Raw genomic sequence first — 18,216 nt, forward strand, 5'->3', positions numbered from 1 at the left:
TACCAATTGTAAGTAGACTCAACTACCACGCCGTCCAGACTATTTTTAAAGGGTTCAAGAGCTTTCAGAACATTTTCAATATTATTGGGTATTCGTTTTTCAAAGAGCCGTTTGTCATCGTTATCAATGACTACAATAAAATTATTGCTTGAATGAAGGTCAATTCCAGCGTAAGTTTTCATAAGACACCTCCTAAATCCTATTGAGATTTAAGTCTCTTGCCCTTGGTTTCATAGTCTTACTATGAATAGGGAGGTGTCAATTTTTTACAAGACTCGGTGAGGTAATCCTTTATATGATTATCAGACCCCTTTTGTGTTTTATGTTGACAAATCAGGGCTTTTTTTGTTATCAAACCCTTTGTTTTTTGGCTTCCCTCGTATTGCAAAATAAAAAAATGAGAAAAGAGATGAATATACTGGCAACATATTATCGCTTGTTTTTCCCTCAGATCCCTGTTTTTGACGGGAAAAAATTTATTCGGGAACATATGCGTCATTTCACCAAGAGAAGAGCGCGGGGAAACATAAATCTCCAGATGGGGAACTATGTCACTCAGGATGATATTGACGTAATCAAGAAAAAAAATCTGACACATGTCTTCTCAAAATAAAGCTGTCTCCCAAAATGAGTCTGATGAAGACCTTCAGTCCATCGTCAGGCTTTTTGGTAAAACGGAAGCTGTTCTTAAAGAAATTGAAAATACAACCAGCGATATGGTTGTTCCTGTTATCAATGAGCTTCGCTACGCAGGCTATCATCTGACCCAATACCTGCAATGCAAGAATGCAGAGGATCTGTCTAAGGCAAAGAACCATTGCAAGCGTGCTCTCTTTGACGCATACGACTACAGAATTAATCTGGCCCTGATGACAATCAGGGAGTTCCAGCAGGATTACAGGCTTGTCAACATTGGTGCCATTGTAAATGATTATCAGGCACTCATGAGAGATGTCGAAAATATAAAAAAAGAAGTGAATAGCAAAATTACCACCCATGAGATCCGCGAAGAAAGATATGCTGCACTTGAAAAACCCGTGGCCCGAATCAGCAGAAAATTACAATTGCCAAGGAATCCATTGCAGTTACATTGTAATTAAATTAACCGCATCTGGAGGCTGAAATGGCAACTTTAATAAAAATAGGGAATTCACAAGGTATCCGCATTCCAAAGGCCCTCATTGAGCAGGCAGGATTGGAAGACAGGCAACTGGAGTTCAAAATCATAGACAACGGTCTTTTAATAAAACCTGTCAAGAAAAACAGAGAAGGCTGGAAAGAGGCTTTTGATAAAGCCCTTACTGCAAATGAATTGATCGAAGCGGATCAAGTCTGGCTGGATGCTCCTTTGGCAGATGAAGGAGACCGGGGTGGTAAAAAAAGATGTTCACAGATTTGAAATCTGGTTAGTTCCGCTTGACCCGACATCAGTCTGAACAAAATACGCTAAATCATTATTTTTGAAACACAGTGCCGCACTAAAACACCACAATAACTTGACAGCCATACCCGCCCCGTCCTACTCTTTTTTCGGCAGCCATAAGACCATTTTCTGAGATTGAAGAATTCTGAAATGAGTCCCCTCAACCCGGCCCCTGACTTCGAGAACCTCAGCCACCGCCCATAGGGAGATGGCACCATAAGATACGCATAGTTTAAAAAAGATTATCCATTTCCTCCCTTATTACCCTAAACTTTTCTTTTTAGTTTTTGAATGAACATTCAATTTCATTCCAGCTCCAACCCTTAAAACCCCAAAGGAGATGCTGCATGACAGAAGAAAAGAAAAAACTCACCACCAATGCAGGCGCACCCGTTCCGGACAACCAGAATGCCCTCACCGCAGGGCCCAGGGGACCGATGCTTCTTCAGGACGTGTGGTTTCTGGAAAAGCTGGCCCACTTTGACAGGGAGGTGATTCCGGAACGAAGGATGCACGCCAAGGGTTCCGGAGCCTACGGCACCTTCACCGTCACCCACGACATCACGCCCTATACAAGGGCAAAAATCTTTTCTGAGATCGGCAAAAAAACAGACCTTTTTCTCCGTTTCAGCACCGTTGCCGGTGAGAGGGGCGCTGCGGATGCGGAAAGGGACATCCGGGGTTTTGCCGTTAAATTCTACACGGAAGAGGGCAACTGGGACATGGTGGGCAACAACACCCCCGTTTTCTTCCTGCGCGATCCCCTGAAGTTCCCCGATTTAAACCATGCGGTGAAGCGGGACCCCCGCACCAACCTGCGCAGTGCCAGAAACAACTGGGATTTCTGGACCTCCCTGCCCGAGGCCCTGCATCAGGTCACCATTGTCATGAGCGACCGGGGTATCCCCGCCACCTACCGCCACATGCACGGTTTCGGCAGCCATACCTTCAGTTTCATCAATGGAAAAAATGAACGCTACTGGGTGAAGTTCCACTTCAAAAGCCAGCAGGGCATCAAAAACCTCAGCGATGCCGAAGCCGAAGCCCTCATCGGACAATGCCGTGAAAGCCATCAGCGGGATCTTTATGAGAGCATTGAAAAGGGCGATTTTCCCCGCTGGACCCTTTTTGTACAGATCATGCCGGAAAAGGAAGCTTCTTCCTGCCCCTACAATCCCTTTGACCTGACCAAGGTCTGGCCCCACAAGGATTATCCCCTGAAGGAAGTGGGGGTACTGGAGCTGAACCGTAACCCTGAAAATTATTTTGCGGAAGTGGAGCAGTCTGCCTTCAACCCGGCCAATGTGGTTCCGGGCATCGGATTCTCCCCGGACAAAATGCTGCAGGGAAGACTTTTCTCCTATGGGGATGCCCAGCGCTACCGCCTGGGCGTCAACCACCATCTCATTCCCGTGAACAAGGCCCGCTGCCCCTTCCACAGCTATCACAGGGACGGAGCCATGCGGGTGGACGGCAACCACGGCAGCACCCTTGGCTATGAACCCAACAGTTACGGAGAATGGCAGGAACAGCCGGATTTTTCCGAGCCGCCCTTAAGCCTTGAAGGCGCTGCGGATCACTGGAACCACAGGGAAGATACGGATTATTATTCCCAGCCCGCTGCCCTTTTCCGACTGATGAATGGTGAGCAGAAAGAAGCCCTTTTCGCTAACACGGCCCGTGCCATGGGGGATGCGCCCAGAGAAATCAAGATCCGGCACATAGGAAACTGCCTGAAGGCAGACCCGGCCTATGGCAAAGGGGTGGCCGAAGCCTTGGGTATTGGCTTGGAGGAAGTGCCCCAGTAAAAATACCAGAAAAAAGGCATTTTACTCAAAAGACTGGCTTTCAGCCGACGGCTATGGAAAATGAATTTCCACCATAAATACTTGACTGACAAGGCATAGGTGACCAAAACCATGGAAAAGCCGGAAGAGAAGAATTCTTCCGGCTTTTTTTGAATGACAGCCGGAGTCCGATCCTTTTTCCCATGCAGTGATTCATGAATGGAAAGCCCGTGATGAAAAAATTTGAGCTGCGTCAAAGCTGGTCCGACACCGGCTCCGGATCACCGGAATTCAGTGCTACCACAGCCCGGCTTGAAATCTATGCAGACGGGCACAACCTTACAAAAAATGAGAATATCTGGTCCCGCTCCATACAGGATCATGTTCTTGTATCCACCTGGCCTTTAGCCATGTGGGCCTTGCAAAACTGGTGGCGGCTGCTTTATGAACCCCTGCCATCACCAGCCCGCAGGCCCGATATGGGCTGGAGAATGGCCCATGGGCTGGGTGCTGCCAATCATGGCTTTGTCTGGCCAGAAATTATGTTTGCCAGTGACGGTGAAAATGTTCAGATATGGTCAACCCCATCCAGTGATGATAATCAGCAATCTGTCAGATACATCAAACGCATAGACTCTCCCGTATCCATACCCATTGCCGTTTTCCGAAGTGTGCTTCTGGACTTTGTTTCCACCATTGAAAGCAGGCTGGATGCCGTGGGCTTGCACGCCTCTGATCTTTCCGTCTTCTTTAAAATCATAAGGGACGAGGAACAGAACAGAGATTCCATGATTTACCGTAAACTGGAAGCCCTGATGGGTTTTGATCCCGATGAATGCCCACCCGAAACTATGGATAATGCACTGAAACTGTATGCTGCCTGTGGGGAAAAGACCCTCTCAGAACTGGCACCCGTTTACGGCAAAGGCGGAAAAACAGAGCCGCTGAAACCCATTGAAGCATTTCTACATGCCCCCGGAGTTATGGGGATGCCTGAATTTTCAACAAAAAGCATGGGAAGGGAGACAAATTCCGATACTGCACCCTGGAGGGTGGCCGTAGAGGACGCCCGAAAATTAAGGGAGGAAATCGGAAACAGGCACAAAGCCATTGAAACAGCAAGGCTCTTTGACCTTTTAGGAATTGCCGCATCGGACAGGGATAAATGGAGCCCACCATGCAGGTCCTTGGTTTCAGTAGGTATCCCAGCCTTTCACCAGCATATAAAATTTATCCCCCGAAAAAGACACCCTTTGAGCAAACGATTTGAACTGGCCCGTTACATTGGTGATTATATCTGCACCGGTGACAGCCACTGGCTGACAAATACAGACCTTGGCACAGCCAGACAAAGATATCAGAGGGCTTTTGCCGCCGCATTTTTATGCCCCATGGATGGTCTGATGGCTTTTTTACAGGATGATTATTCCGAAGAGGCCATTGAAGACGCCGCAGATCATTTTGACGTGAGTGTACAGACCATTGCTTCTCTGCTGAACAGCCATTCTTCCGGAGAAAGGGAATTTTCCTTTTTTACATCGCCCCTTTCATTCTGAAAAGGAGATGCTTCTTAATGGTAATTATTCAGAACAGTTTATTCCGAACTGTCAATGCTGTAATTGCAGCAGCTTCGTACTGTTGCAAGGCTCCGTGGCTATTTGCAAGTGACATTGCAATCGTTTCGGATCAGAGCTTTGCAGGCCTGTGCGAAAGAAGCGGCAAACTGTCTGAGCCGCCACAAAGGCAGCGTACCAAGGCCTGCTATGGTAATCAAAAAGCCTATCCTGCCTGTGGCGGGGAGTTTTTGCCGCTTCCGCACAGGGCAAAAAGCTCCCGAATAAGATTGCGTCACGGGCAAATAGCCTGGGGCCTGTGCATCTGCCTTGCAGGTATGGTACCTGGAAAACTGTGCTGAACAGTTACTCTTAATGAATGAGAACTAAAAAAAGCCCTTATCGATCACAAGGCCCGCACCATGGAGGATATGATCAAGAAAGGCAAAAATCAGCCCAGTCATGGCCTGATAAGAATCCGGACATGACTGAGCTTAAGCGATAATGAGAAATTCTTATGCCACCCTCTTCAGAACCGAAGAAAGCATGCGGTCCGCAGCAAGGCCGGGAGCCAGCTGTTTCCGAACCATTTTCCCCAGAGCCATTTTTTCTTCCTCATGCATGGGCGTGCTGGCCGCAGCCTCGCTAAGGGCCTTTTCCATGGCTTCACGCACCCTTTCAAAGCCTGTGATCACTTCAGGATAGGCATTGTTCTCCCGCCATGGAAGAATCATGCGGCCTTCACTTCTTCCGGATTTATGGGCTGGTGTCAGCACTTCCCAGCTTCCGCCAAGGGGCTTTCCGCTCCTTTCATGCTGACCCGGATAGCAATGGCTCTCCCAGTAGGCAGGGGGCATGGGTATTTCCGTATCCACGGCAAGGGGGGCCATACCAAGCTCTTTTTCTGCCGGCTCCAGTGTAATGCTCCAGCTTAAAACGGGGCGGAAATTACCTCTTTTTTTATCAATGCTCCATCGAATTTCCAAGGGGATCTCCTTTCTTCATACTGTTTTGTGTTCCATCACACCCCACCCAGAGCCAGACATTCACCAAAGGGTGGCATCGCTTTGGCATCATTCCCGCAAACCGCCCATAAAACAGGAAAACCCGGATCTGCCGGATAATGCTCACAGGCAAGATCGGTCAGATAAATCAGGCAGCGGGGCGCAAGGCCTTCTTTTTCAAGCCATCTGAAGGGTGCCCTGAAGTCCGTACCTCCTCCGCCTGTGAAAAGGGGTTCCATGGGCAGATCCGAGCGGGTCAGCCTGAAAACCCCTCCAACGGCCATATCACAGCCCATCACAAGGATTTCACCGGAAAAGGCAGAAAGGATGGCGGACACTTCCGCACAGAACATATCCAGTTCCCCGGGGGATATGCTGCCGGAAGTGTCCACCACAATCACAATACGGTCTGCGTCTTCACTGCGGACCGATGGCAGATAAAGTCCCTGATGCAGATAACGTCGGTTGGGGGGTGACCAGGCATAATCGCTTCTCGCTGTCTGGTCCACAAAGCGGGAAAGGAGCATGCGCCAGTCCATGCCCGGTTCAAGGGTGTCACGGATACTGCGCTCTATGCTGGCAGGAAGATCGCCTGCATCCCTGCGGGTGAGGAGGACCTTGGCCAGCAGGGTTTCCATGGCCGATGCTTCCGCTTCTCCGTCGGAAGCATCCCCCGGATGCTGCCCGTCCCGCACTTCGCCCGTTCCTGCGGGATCACCGCCACCGGGGTCGGAAATATCCGAATCCCCTTTTTCTTCTTCGGCAGATCCTGCGCCCCCTTCATCTCCTGCGCCTTCACCGGATCCGGCAGAAGGCCCATGGGTGTGGCTGTCTCCGGCTACCTTTTCACCGTCGGCACCCGGACCTTCCATTTCCTCACCATCGCCATTTTCGCCGGAACCGGGATCGGAAAGTCCCTGTCCCTCCCTTTTATCCATGCGGCTTAAAATACGCTCATACACGGTTTCCGCAGGAAGATGCCTGAAGGCAGGATCATCCAGCCAGCCTTCGGGCAGCCTGAACCCCGCCTCCAGAAGCATCCAGTTCATGGTGTGGTCGCAGGCCATGTTCCAGATGGAAGGGTCCCTGTCCTTTCTGCGGGTATGATGCCCAAGGGCCGTGTGCAGCACCAGATGGGCCAGAAGCCCCTTCAGGCTTTCAAAGGGCAGGGCCCGGATGTATGCGGGCTGATACCCTATGGTTCTGCCGTCCGTCCATGCGGAGTTACAGCCGGGATCCGCCGCAATTTCAAGGCCCATGGCAAGGGTTCCGAAAAAGGGGTGATCCAGAAGCAGATGGGTTCTGGCCTTGCGCATGAGAAAGGCAGGAGACCCGGATAAAAGTTCTGAAGGAGGCATCAGACAAAAATCTCCGCATGGTTTTCTGCCCAGAGGATAAATTCCTGAGTATCCACAAGACGGGTATCCTTTCTGATGGCATCCCTTATCAGAAGTACGGCAAATTCCACGGGAAGCTTTGATGCAATGCGGGTGATGGCTGAAAAGGTTTTACTGGATGCATGGCTGGCCAGAAGTTCGCAGAGGGCATAGAGAAGGGCCGGGTCTTCCGCTGGCAGTTTCCAGGTATCCGGGTTGCTCAGCAGATTTTCAGCCGAAGGCAGCTCCCGGCATACGGCAAGATAGCCCGTAAACTCTGCGGCAGCTCCGGCACCCACGGTTCCGGCCACAAGGGCGCTGAGGATTTCCTCGTCTTCCGTTGCATCCAGAATTCTGGAAACAAAGGCCCAGGATCTGGGGGTGGGAAAGGCCTTTTCATTGCGGGTGGGATCAAAATGATGCAGAAGGGCCGGTCTGAAACGCAGAAAAGCAATGACTTCCGGTGCAATTCCCTCCTGAAGCGCCCAGTCCACCCAGTCTTCAATGCGGACCTCAAAATCAATGTGGGTAAAGCGGTTGGCCAGAGCCGAAGGCATGCGGTGGGTGACGGAGCGGTCCGTCTCCCGGTTGCCCGCAGCCACCACAGACCAGCCATCGGGCAGTTTGTAGTCTCCGATGCGGCGGTCCAGAACCAATTGATAGCAGGCGGCCTGTACTAAGGGCGGGGCGGCATTCAGCTCATCCAGAAAAAGAATACCCCTGCCCTTTACGGGAAGGAAATCCGGCGGAGACCAGGAGGTCCGGCCATCCTTTTCTATGCGGGGCAGCCCCCGAAGATCCACGGGATCCAGAAGCAGGGCGCGGATATCCACAAGTTCCCGGTCCATGGCTGCGGCTGCCTGCCGTACCACATCACTTTTTCCTATTCCCGGAGGCCCCCAGAGGTAAAGGGGCTGGCCTGCTTTTACAAGGGTTTCTACGGTGCTCTGTACCAGACGGGCTCTCATGACAGTCTTTCTCCTGATAAAATCTGTAATTTCCAGACTCTGAAAATGCCCGAAGATATTTTTATTGTCAAACCCTTTTTGGTCTACCAAAAATATATTGCTTCGCCTTTTTTTGGCAAGAGGGCCTGCATCCTTATAAAAAATTCATTTTATCTTTAAAAAGCAGGGGCTAATATCCGAGACTCCTTCTTTTTTTGAAATATGTATTTTTTTCGGCATACCTTATTTTTTTGAATTGACTTTGGCTTTCCGAAATCATATGGATGGCAAAAAAATCTAAGCTATGAAAAAAAATTTAATGTTCCCCGCACTTACCACCAGCCAAAGAGAAAGGATTATTCATGTTGTTACCATGCAGCCAAAGGCAAAAAAGTCTTTTAAAGACAAAAGACAAGGGGAAAAAATCACCTGTTCCATGGAAGATCGCCCGGGCACTGGGGCTGGGGCTCACCCTCACAGCCTTTGCCTTCAGTTCATCGGCGATGGAAAAGGAAAAAGAAGATACAGCCATTGCCATGTCCGAAGTAACGGTCATCGGTACCCGCATTGCAACGGATGTGCAGAAATATCCCGGATCGGTGACGGTTCTGGGGGAAGAGGATCTGAAAAGTTCCAGTACGGTCATTGAAGCCATGACTTCCATCCCCGGTGTCACCACAGGGGGGGATTCCGGCAGGGCCATGGGGCAGCAGTTCAACATCCGCGGCTTCGGTTATCAGTCCGAAGACAGGGTCATTATCCTTCAGGATGGCGTCAGGCGTTCCGCCTCCCTTTTTTCCAATCAGATCTCAACCTTCCGTTCGGATAATGATCTTTTAAAGAGGATAGAAGTGGTCAAAGGCGCATCCTCCGGGGTACACGGCAGTGGTGCCATCGGCGGTGTGGGGGAAATGGGCACCAAGGATGCCTATGATTTCATGGTTCCCGGTCAGAACTTTGGCATGGCCACAAAATTCCGCTATGAAGACAACAACTACAGGGAAGGTTATGTGGCCTTTGCCGCGGCACCGGAAGACCAGAAATATGAGATGCTGATTTACGGTAAAAAAGGTCAGCATGGGGACAGAACCCTTGCCAAGGCATACAGTGCCGGAAATGATACAAGCTCAAAAAAAGTTGATAACGATGAGGATCTCAGAATTCTTTTTATCAAGGGGGGCTACAATTTTACCGATGCCTCAAAACTGACCCTTTCCTATTATGATTTTTCAAAAGATTCCAAAGTCACCTGGCAGAGCCTTTGGCATACCTCATACAGCACCGTAACCGGACCCGTCATCGGTACCCTCACCCAGAGGGATATGATCGCCAGCTTCACCCACAACCCTAACCATTCTCCATGGCTGGATTTCGGTGCAACGGTGTACAGGGCTGATTCCAGCTACGACAGGGGCTTTGACTCCTTTAATGCCAGAGGAGAAAAGGACAAGCTGGACTATGAAAACAAGGATGAGCGCTGGGGCCTGCGCCTTCGCAACCAAATGCACTTTTCTGCCCTGACAGCCAGCAACCGCCTCCTTGTGGGAGCGGATTTTGAAAAAAGGGAAGAAGATGCCATTTATGTGAGAAACGGCACCGTCAGTGATTTTGGCTCCATGCCCAATACCTATGAAGACATGGGGTATTATGCCCATCTGGAGTCCTCATTTTTTGATGACATTCTTGTACTGCAGGCCAGCGGCCGTTTTGACAGCTTTGACCGCAAGGTAAAGGGAGGAGGCAAGGCCTACTCCGGTGATCACTTTTCTCCAAGGATAGGGTTCAGTGCCCGCCTTTTTGAGGGCTTCCACCTTCTGGGTAACTACTCCGAATCCTTCCGTGCTCCCACACCCCATGAAACCTCCTCCGAAGGCCCCCTCAACCGCCATTACTGGTATCTGCCCAATGCGGATCTTAAACCGGAAATCGCCAAGGAATTTGAAGGCGGCTTTTCCTATACCCGCAGAAATATCCTGAGGGATGAAGACCGGTTCCGCTTTAAAGCCATGTATTTTGACGGTAAAATTGAGGACATGATCAATCTTGCACCGGATCACGACGGACCCAGAGCAGAAGATCATCCCATGAATGAAAATGCAGTTTATGCCACATATAAAAACATCGACAGCGTTTCCCGCGAGGGGTACGAGCTTTCAGCGTCCTATGACGCCTTCCGGGCAGGCTTCAGTGCAAGCTTTTCCCATCTCAACATGACCGATGATGCCACGGGCAAAAAAGCCCCCCAGGCCTTTGCCGATAAAGTCACCTTCAGCGCCTATGCAAGGCCCCTTCACAGCCTTAAAATCAGCACCACCGTTCATCACTGGCTCAAGCCGGACCAGAACCCAGAAACCCTCGTGAGCGGTGGAACAACCCACTGGTATGTCAGAGACAGCTACACACAGGCCAACTTCCTTGCCGCATGGACTCCGGATATCCGCTCCATGAATCTTTTTGCAAAGGATCTGGAAATCCTTGTGGGTGTAAACAATGCCTTTGATCAGGCCTATATCAATGCCAGAGACGTGGAAACCACTTCCCGTGTGGCTAAAGGCCGGAATATTTTCGCCAGTCTGAGCGCAAAATTTTAATAACCCTCCCCGGATCTGTCGGATGCTGCCTGAAAGGGCAGAGGGATGCAAAATGGCCATCCGCATCAGATCCGGGGAAAAAAATGAAAGGATATAAATGATGATGCACCGCTTATGCAGCTGTATTCTCGGCTTCACCCTGATATGCATGGCTGCGGCAACGCCCCTCATGGCTTCAGAAAAAAGAAGCTATCCGGAAGCCCTGAAAAACCTTCCTCCCCTGACAGCCACACAGAACGGAGAAATCCGCATCATCCATCTTACGGATGTGCTGGATTTCTTCAACAAGACATGTCCGGGCACCATTCTGAGCTTCGTTGCCATCCGTTATGGCATCGACACCCTCTTTGGAGAAGACACACCGGACCTTGACGATATCGTTGTCATGAGCCGCATCGGTGGGGGGCCTTTAGACACACTGGATTTCATTCTGAAGGGCGGCAACCCCGCCAACCGCACCTGGCCTCCTCCGGGTATTGACCGCAGCATGGAAAACTATGTGCTTCAGTTTTACCGCAAATCCACCCTGCAGGGCGTCACCGTAAGTCTGAAAAGGGATGTCTGGGCAGGGGCGGATTCCTATTGTTCCTCTGCAGCACCCACAGAGGAAACAACCCAGCAGAGGCGCACGGATCTGCGAAGCTACATTTTCCAGACCCTGCCCCTTGTGCATCCCTCCGAAGCCTTTGAAACCACTGCCGTTTATACCTTCATTCCCTGGGGCAGCATGACGGAGCCGGAGATGAGACGGAATATCCGGAACCAGAGGCGGCAGCACGCAGAAACGCAGGAAGGGTAGTTTTTTTCCTGAAAAATCATAAAAAAGCACCATCCCGGACAGCAGGCACCGCAATGGGTGTCCACTGTCCGGGAATATCCCCCCCTGATTTCTGCATGTAATTCTTTTTTCAAATATAAGAATCCCTGTCATTATCCATTCAGATATGCTTTAATATTCTTCATGTTTGAAGTTTTTTTCTAAAAAAATCAAACCTGAACCTTCCATTGCTGAAGAGGGGTGCTTGACTGCGACTTTTTTCACAAGGCGAAAAATTCTGGCTGCTGACTTTGTAGGCCGTTCGACCTCAATGCACCATACCAAACCTTTAGAGAAGCCATGAAAACAACCAGCTTAATTTATTCAGTAACCGCAATCCTGATTGCAGCCATTATGGCCTTTAAAATTTATGATGGGCTGAATCACCTGCAGCAGATGAAGCGTATGGAAAATCATGGAGAAAAAACCATTGGTTATGTTCAGGGTACAGCCAGTGAGACCATCAGCAGGCGGGGCAGCCGGGTACGCTATTTTGCTTACATCGACTATGCCGGAACCGATGCAGGGGGTCAGGACCGGCGCCTGACCATTAAAGCGCCTGTTGAAAAGGAACAATATCAGATGCTCACCCACAGCCAGCAGGTTTCTGTCATGTATGAGTCTGGTGCACCGCATAATGCCATGATGATCGGTCAGAAAGAAACCTCTGCCAAAACCAAATGGGTAACAGGTTTTGCCTTTGCCCTTTTCCTTATGGCTGTAAATGCTGCCCTGTATTTTATCTTCAGGCCAGTCCCCCGGTTTTCACCAGGATCCCGTAAGGAGCCGTACTGATGTCACCCATATTTGCATGGTTACTTTATCTTACATTTACAAGCCTGAGCCTTTTGCTGGTGATGGCAGGTCTGGCCACAACCCGCGCCAACTGGAGAACCCTTCAGCGCGTCAAGAGCCCTGTGCAGCAGGTGACTGCGCCTGAGGAACCCTTTTGCTCTCTGGTTCAGGTTCAGTCAGGCACCCCCGGCCTGTCCCTGCTCTTACAGGAACCCTGTGTGTACTCCATAAGCCTTGTAAAAAAAGGATACTCCAAAAATAAAAGCCGGATCTATCTGGACGAAATCTCTCAGGCAGAAATAACAATGATTTCGGGGGACTGGTCCTTTGAAATCCCTGAAAGGGACACAGGGTGTTTTTGGATACTGCCTGAATATCATTACCATAAATGGGTGGGCCGCGCCCTGCCTGAAACCATAAGAAAGAGACTGGAAACCCTTGATATTGATCCGGACTTCTGGAAGGGGCTGCGTTCCTGCACCGTAGACATCAAAGAAAAAATTATCCCTACCGATACGCCGGTATGGGTATGCGGGCGGCTTGTACCGCAAAAGTCCCCGGAACCAGAAGAAAAGAAATCCAGCAGGCAGCCCGCCCCTTACCGGTTGGCCGGACACTGCGATCTGACGTTTCCTTTAATTGCTGTTACCCACAAAGACATGAAACAACAGGCATTCTTTGACTGGATGATGTGGCTGACTGGCAGTCTGTCACTTACAGCCTTTACGGCTTTTGTCAGCTACCTGTTCTTCTTTACATTCTGACCCCTTTGATCACATCAGTACAGAAGCAGCAATCCAAAACAGGGCAGGCCTTTTAAAGCTCCTGAGAAATCCGTCAGCTCGTTAAGGGATGTGATGAGCCAAAAACTTTAGCCTGCTGCTCAGCCCCCCCTCTCCCACCCGCCGCCCAGTACCTTATAAAGATCCAGTGCCGCATCCAGACTTGCCAGCCGGAGCTGTACCATCTGATCCCTGGCCTGAAAAAGACTGCGCTGGCCGTCCCGTTGTCCGCATATTTTCTCATTTTGCAAAAACAGGACATCAAAATAAATTCCTTGACTTTTTTTAGGCATACAAAATAAGATTTGTCACACACAAGAGCTGGACACCCATATCTCCCGCGCGGCGGGAAGCCCCTTAACCGGAAAGATTATGATTGATATCCTTCAAAGACTCGTTCTCGCCGCTGCGGTCAGCGGTGCCATTGCCCTGAACATGGATGAGATTCAGGGTTTCTATGAAGAAACCATGACGGCATCCCAGAGGGTGACGGCGGCCGGTGACCTGCGAAGTATATCCATCATGCTGGATTATGAATTCATGCAGAGCGGCCGCTATCCTTCGGAAAGAAACTTTGAACGCTGGCTGCAGCAGCGCTTCCAGGAAAATGAACTCCGGGAGCTGAACAGGGATCAGTGGGGAAACACTTACAGATACAGCACGGGACCGGACCGGAGAAGCTTTGTTCTTGCCAGTGCCGGGCCGGATGGAGAATTTGATACCGAAGACGACATGATCCGCACAGGTCCCTGATTCAAAAAAAGCGGCCTTTAAAGCAGCAGATTTTCATGCAGACCGTACAACAAGACAAAGGAGGATAAAGGATGTTACTTGAAAACCAGCGGGAGGACAGGTGGAAAATCCGGCATTCTTTGCCCCGTTTCATGAAGGGACTGCTGCGGCGACGCAGATTTTTTGTGTCTCCTGCCTTTCAGCTCAGCCTTACCTGGCGCATTCTCCTGCTCATGATGCTGGCCGTGGGCATTACAGCTACCATAGATGCCTGGTTCTATCTGGTCTTTCTGGATCAGAGGATGATGATCAATGTGAACATGGCTTATCTGAACAAATTTATTGCCATCCTGCTCCTTGTACTCATCGGAGGGGCCGTCTGGACTCTGCGTCTCACCCATCGCATTGCAGGGCCGGTTTACCGGATCATCCGGGTTCTGGAAAAGACAGGCGATCATGGAAAGACAAAGGTCTGTCTCCGAAAAAATGACCTGCTTCAGGAACTGGCGCAGCCTGTAAATGCCACGCTGGCCCTTCTGAACGAACAGCGCCTCCGCATTCATCTGGCCCGGAAGGATCTGAACAGCCTTCTGGAGCAGATGGCAGAGGGTGAGCGGAATGAGGAAGATGTGATACGGCAGATCCGGGAGGCTGTTCGCAGGCTGGACGGAGAATGATGCCTGTTTTTTTTAAAGAAAAAGATAAAAAACCCCTAAAAAACCATGGCTTTTAGATTTTTTTTAGACTATCCAAAAAAATGCTTGACATGGAAAAAGAAAGGGGTTAAGTTCGGACCCGTTCGATGAATGATAATTCAGGCACAGAGGAACACCTTACGGTCTTCGGCATTGCAAATGTGCGACAGAAAGTGAAGGCGTAACTGGAAAAGGCGATTTTTTTTTCGCCCCGGTTACGCCTTTTTCCTTTTACAGGGAGCAGACACCATGGAAAACCATCTTTCCTTAGAACACAGCCCCATACGGGAAAAAATCATGGAGCTTTACACGGATCTTTTTCTGCACGACGGATACGGAAAAATTTCCCTTGAGATGCGTTTTCTCAAGCGGGGGCAGAAGGAAATTATCGTCAGCAGCGGAAAGGATTTTCGTTTTGTGGTGGACTGGCCCGAAGTCCGGTCCGCTGGCAGCTAAAACAGGTATCATCCTTCCCCTTTCACGGGAAGGTTCATGATAACGGATTTTCAATTCGGAGTGAAGGGAGGTGAGGCAAGGGAGGAAGTACATTCCCCAAAGGCCGGTGCAATGCCGGAAAAGGGAAAACAGGCTCTTTCTTCATGGGAACCCTGGGGCAGGGCAGGGAAGAAAGAAAGTCAGAAAAAGGGAAGTGTGGAAAAACTTGCACAGGCAGCGGCAGACTCTGGGGCTGAGTTGCTGCTCCATAGGAAAAACAACTTCAATTTTTTATGGAGCAACAAACAATGTTAAAAATGTTTAAAAAACGAAACAGACAACTGAACCAGAAGGGTTTTACCCTGCTGGAAATCCTCGTGGTTGTGGCCATCATGGGCTTCCTCGTGGCCATGGTGGCTCCCCGTTTTGCGGGTATTGTGGGTAACACCGAAGAACTTGTCTGCGACACCAACCAGCAGCGCATGGTGGCAGCAGTGGCCACCTACTATGAAACCAAGGGCGGCCTTCCTTCGGGTCTGGTTAACCTGGTGGACCAGAATACAGAGGATGACTCTTACCAGATCCCTACCCACACAGGGCAGCTTGAGTTTTCCGATGAAGGGAAAGCCACCTTTGATGATGAATTTATTGACCGCAATCTCTTTGCGGTTCACCACCTGAGTGGAGCAGAAGCCAATCGAATCCGCAGGCTTGGTATCGGTTCCGTTTACAATCTCAATGCCTACAATTATGAGGGTATTGATGAGGACGAATATGACTTTATAGATAGTGACGATAGGGCCGCCCCCCTGAACCGTGCAAGGGTCGCAGAAGGCCTTGGTGTACTCATGGTGGGTATGGGTGCTAGTGACCAAGATGCTTACCTGGCTTTCTCACCTAGCGTATCACGCAATACCACAACTGGCATCCTTGAATTTGGCGGCGAAGGATATGCTGAATGGGGAAATCCCGAGTGGCTGGGCCGCATCTTCTTTGGTGTGGGTGCTGACTCCGCACTGGTTAAAGAAGGGATGCTTTCCGCCGCTGGTCTCTGCCCCGAGGGTCTGAACGATGATCAGATCACCTGGAACCATTACGGCATCCTTCTTCCCCGTCTTAAAGAAACGGTGGATAGAATGACTGATGAATTCAGAGGTGATCTGGAGCAGGTCATTGCCAAGGCCAATGGCGGCGCCTACCGCACCTTCAACCTTGCCAAGGCACAGCAGGGCTTTGAGTTTGTCACCCAGTGCCCCGAAGGTCACATGTATCCTGAGTCCGAAGACTTTGAAGAGTGGGCCATCGCTGTGGGTGTTACAGATGAGGAAGATGCCAAAACAGCACTTGATGCCGTAATGGATTAATCCGGTCAGACAGAAATCTGTCTGAGCATTAACCCCGCGGGAAGGGCAAAAGCCCTTCCCGCATCCATTGGAGTCGGGCATGGGCGGCAACTGCAGGGGCTTCACCCTGATGGAAGTACTGATTGTGGTGGGAATCATGGGCTTTATGGCAGCCATGGTTCTGCCCTTTGGCGGCATGGTCCGGGAGGCGGAACGGGAAAGGGCCACTCTGGCAGCCATGGATGCCCTTGAAGAAGCCCTTTTGGGCCACAGCCAGCTTGTGGACCCTCTGGATAAGGGCCGCATCATCGGCGGCTATGTGGGAGACATGGGCGCATGGCCGGATCTCTTCCAGCCGGGAGCAGCAGATGGCAAACCCGGAGACACAAGGGGAGAATTTACAAAGAACCGTTTTCAGTGGAAGGATTTTACCAAGGTGACCGATCCAAAGGCTCCGTCTCTGGGACAACCCCGGGGGCTCTGGACCCGTCATCTTCCGGGCAGCGCAGATACCCGGTGGCAAGGTCCCTATCTCAGGGACCCCCGGGGAAAAACCAAATCACTGGCAAGGCATTATGCCAGCAGCCAGAAGGATTATGAAGGCATGGATACACTGGACAGGGAATACTTTCATCTGCTGCAGGCCGGTGAACAGCTTCGGGACGGCTGGGGGCAGGCCTTCCGGTTTTTTATTTCCCCCGACCCTGAAGAAAGTGGCTCCGATGCCAACGCCCTTTTCTGGATAATCTCCATGGGGCCGGACGGCATGGCCACCCTGCCCGACGATATAAAAGACTATAATCCGGATGCATCCCACAATCAGGATAATATTGTACGAAAATTTCGAAAACACCAGTGGCAGGACATCATGGAAAAACAAAGCCGCATCAGCACCATTACCCAGCGGCTCATTTTTATTACCGAAGACAGGCTGGACAGCGCTGTCAAAGCCATTGTGGGTGATGCCCCGGCCGGTGCCAACACGGGCTATACGGCCGATCTTCTGGACTGGCCGCAACTCTGGAACCGGGCGTGTAAAAATGATGAGGGCCATACGGTTTCCTGCACAGGCGACAATGCCGATAGTGAAGGCTGGCAAAACCTGTTCCATGGCGAATCGGAAAATAATCCTTTCACCTACGGCCAGCCCAGAGGTCTCTGGGACCAGACAGCTCTGGAAGGAATCATGCGGGGCAGCCATGAACTCAAGGAAAGCCGTTTCGGTGTTGGCTGGCGACACGGCTATGTCCCAGCACCCCACGGTTCTGCTGAAACACTGCAGGATGCCTGGGGCAGGCCCCTTCACTTCTTCAATATCAAGGAAAACGAAAAGGATCAGCTCATGGTTCTCTCCGGCGGTCCTTCGGGTTCCTTCTGCATCACAGGCAGCGATAACAAGTGCCTCCATATGACGGATCTGGAAAACTGGACAAAAACCTTTTCCCTGAAAAAGAATGGCACCTGTACCGATGACTCCCCCTGCTATGACCCGGAGCACGATCTCAACCGTGATAACCGCATCCGCATCCTTCGTATGCAGGACTGGACACCGGGTTTTCTCAAGCTGACAATCCGCTTCCATAACATAGAGGCGGCCTGTCCCGGTTCAGGTGATGAAAAAATCCGCTGCCGCATTTATGGCATCACGGGGGATAAAAACCAAGACCCATGGGTTGAATCGGGAGAATGGACATGGACAGAAGGTGAAAATGGAACCCAGGACACCTGCACATCCGCCTTCTCCTTCAGCGACACGGACGATTCACGCCTTGCCTCAGGGGGAAGGTATCTGGTCTGCTGGAAGGGTGGTGATGATCCTCCGGAATCCTGCCCTTCAGAAAACTGCCTTATCCGTATTTTCAGCGTATATGCCAGCCCCGGCCGCATGGTGGACAGGGAGCTGGTCATCAATTTTAATTGAGCAGGAAGCAGGCTT

19 protein-coding genes are annotated in these 18,216 nt (G+C 50.7%); 14 read left to right on the forward strand and 5 right to left on the reverse strand.

What is annotated here, in order from left to right; translation table 11 throughout:
* Positions 1-182, reverse strand: a 182-nt coding sequence (locus LZ24_RS01585; protein ID WP_144681658.1) for an IS110 family transposase, incomplete at its 3' end; no start/stop codon positions are given.
* A gap of 414 nt (positions 183-596) precedes the next feature.
* Here LZ24_RS01585 and LZ24_RS01590 point away from each other — a divergent pair.
* The 4 genes from LZ24_RS01590 (at position 597) to LZ24_RS01605 (ending at position 4,766) form a co-directional block, all read left to right on the forward strand.
* Positions 597-1,100, forward strand: a complete 504-nt coding sequence (locus tag LZ24_RS01590; protein WP_144681660.1) for a hypothetical protein — start codon at positions 597-599, stop codon at positions 1,098-1,100.
* Positions 1,101-1,123: 23 nt separating this feature from the next.
* On the forward strand, positions 1,124-1,399 hold the full coding sequence (locus LZ24_RS01595) for an AbrB/MazE/SpoVT family DNA-binding domain-containing protein (protein ID WP_144681662.1): 276 nt from the start codon (positions 1,124-1,126) through the stop codon (positions 1,397-1,399).
* 371 nt (positions 1,400-1,770) lie between these two features.
* Positions 1,771-3,231 carry a catalase gene (locus tag LZ24_RS01600; protein WP_144681664.1) on the forward strand — a complete coding sequence of 487 codons (1,461 nt, stop codon included), beginning with the start codon at positions 1,771-1,773 and terminating at the stop codon, positions 3,229-3,231.
* Between the two features lie 209 nt (positions 3,232-3,440).
* Complete coding sequence (locus LZ24_RS01605; protein ID WP_144681666.1) at positions 3,441-4,766, forward strand: M78 family metallopeptidase domain-containing protein; 1,326 nt, start codon at positions 3,441-3,443, stop codon at positions 4,764-4,766.
* Between the two features lie 512 nt (positions 4,767-5,278).
* Here the strand turns inward: LZ24_RS01605 and LZ24_RS01610 are convergent.
* The 3 genes from LZ24_RS01610 to LZ24_RS01620 are packed head-to-tail and all read right to left on the reverse strand — an operon-like array spanning position 5,279 to position 8,111.
* Positions 5,279-5,749: a hypothetical protein gene (locus LZ24_RS01610; protein ID WP_144681668.1), complete on the reverse strand. Its 471-nt coding sequence runs from the start codon at positions 5,747-5,749 to the stop codon at positions 5,279-5,281.
* A gap of 35 nt (positions 5,750-5,784) precedes the next feature.
* Positions 5,785-7,125, reverse strand: coding sequence for a DUF2201 family putative metallopeptidase (locus tag LZ24_RS01615; RefSeq protein WP_144681670.1), 1,341 nt, complete (start codon positions 7,123-7,125; stop codon positions 5,785-5,787).
* Positions 7,125-8,111, reverse strand: a complete 987-nt coding sequence (locus LZ24_RS01620; protein WP_144681672.1) for an AAA family ATPase — start codon at positions 8,109-8,111, stop codon at positions 7,125-7,127. Before LZ24_RS01620 ends, LZ24_RS01615 begins: the two co-directional genes overlap by 1 nt.
* Before the next feature lie 341 nt (positions 8,112-8,452).
* Between LZ24_RS01620 and LZ24_RS01625 the strand changes: the two genes are divergently transcribed.
* From LZ24_RS01625 to LZ24_RS01640, 4 genes are all read left to right on the forward strand, one after another.
* Complete coding sequence (locus tag LZ24_RS01625) at positions 8,453-10,681, forward strand: TonB-dependent receptor domain-containing protein (RefSeq protein ID WP_144681674.1); 2,229 nt, start codon at positions 8,453-8,455, stop codon at positions 10,679-10,681.
* A gap of 97 nt (positions 10,682-10,778) precedes the next feature.
* The gene (locus tag LZ24_RS01630; RefSeq protein ID WP_144681676.1) at positions 10,779-11,480 is read left to right on the forward strand and encodes a hypothetical protein; all 702 of its coding nucleotides are present in this window, start codon (positions 10,779-10,781) and stop codon (positions 11,478-11,480) included.
* 318 nt (positions 11,481-11,798) lie between these two features.
* Positions 11,799-12,293, forward strand: a complete 495-nt coding sequence (locus LZ24_RS01635) for a hypothetical protein (protein WP_144681678.1) — start codon at positions 11,799-11,801, stop codon at positions 12,291-12,293.
* Entirely contained in the window at positions 12,293-13,057 is a 765-nt protein-coding gene (locus LZ24_RS01640) for a hypothetical protein (protein WP_144681680.1), read from the forward strand. Before LZ24_RS01635 ends, LZ24_RS01640 begins: the two co-directional genes overlap by 1 nt.
* A gap of 119 nt (positions 13,058-13,176) precedes the next feature.
* Here LZ24_RS01640 and LZ24_RS17065 read toward each other — a convergent pair whose 3' ends face one another.
* Positions 13,177-13,326 carry a hypothetical protein gene (locus tag LZ24_RS17065; RefSeq protein WP_186442867.1) on the reverse strand — a complete coding sequence of 50 codons (150 nt, stop codon included), beginning with the start codon at positions 13,324-13,326 and terminating at the stop codon, positions 13,177-13,179.
* A 121-nt stretch (positions 13,327-13,447) separates the two neighbouring features.
* On the opposite strand from LZ24_RS17065, the gene LZ24_RS01645 reads away from it, so the two are divergent.
* The 6 genes from LZ24_RS01645 (at position 13,448) to LZ24_RS01670 (ending at position 18,201) form a co-directional block, all read left to right on the forward strand.
* Complete coding sequence (locus LZ24_RS01645) at positions 13,448-13,828, forward strand: type II secretion system protein GspG (protein WP_144681682.1); 381 nt, start codon at positions 13,448-13,450, stop codon at positions 13,826-13,828.
* Between the two features lie 71 nt (positions 13,829-13,899).
* Positions 13,900-14,484: a hypothetical protein gene (locus tag LZ24_RS01650; protein ID WP_144681684.1), complete on the forward strand. Its 585-nt coding sequence runs from the start codon at positions 13,900-13,902 to the stop codon at positions 14,482-14,484.
* Between the two features lie 267 nt (positions 14,485-14,751).
* On the forward strand, positions 14,752-14,958 hold the full coding sequence (locus tag LZ24_RS01655; protein WP_144681686.1) for a hypothetical protein: 207 nt from the start codon (positions 14,752-14,754) through the stop codon (positions 14,956-14,958).
* A gap of 36 nt (positions 14,959-14,994) precedes the next feature.
* Positions 14,995-15,252 (forward strand): hypothetical protein, encoded by a 258-nt coding sequence (locus LZ24_RS01660; protein ID WP_144681688.1) that lies wholly within the window; start codon positions 14,995-14,997, stop codon positions 15,250-15,252.
* Positions 15,246-16,301 carry a type II secretion system protein gene (locus LZ24_RS01665; protein ID WP_222427489.1) on the forward strand — a complete coding sequence of 352 codons (1,056 nt, stop codon included), beginning with the start codon at positions 15,246-15,248 and terminating at the stop codon, positions 16,299-16,301. The genes LZ24_RS01660 and LZ24_RS01665 overlap by 7 nt, the downstream gene beginning before the upstream one ends.
* A 79-nt stretch (positions 16,302-16,380) precedes the next feature.
* Positions 16,381-18,201, forward strand: coding sequence for a type II secretion system protein (locus LZ24_RS01670; RefSeq protein WP_144681690.1), 1,821 nt, complete (start codon positions 16,381-16,383; stop codon positions 18,199-18,201).
* Positions 18,202-18,216: the final 15 nt, after the last annotated feature.

It is taken from the genome of Desulfobotulus alkaliphilus (assembly GCF_007830435.1).
GTDB classification, from domain to species: Bacteria; Desulfobacterota; Desulfobacteria; order Desulfobacterales; family ASO4-4; genus Desulfobotulus; species Desulfobotulus alkaliphilus.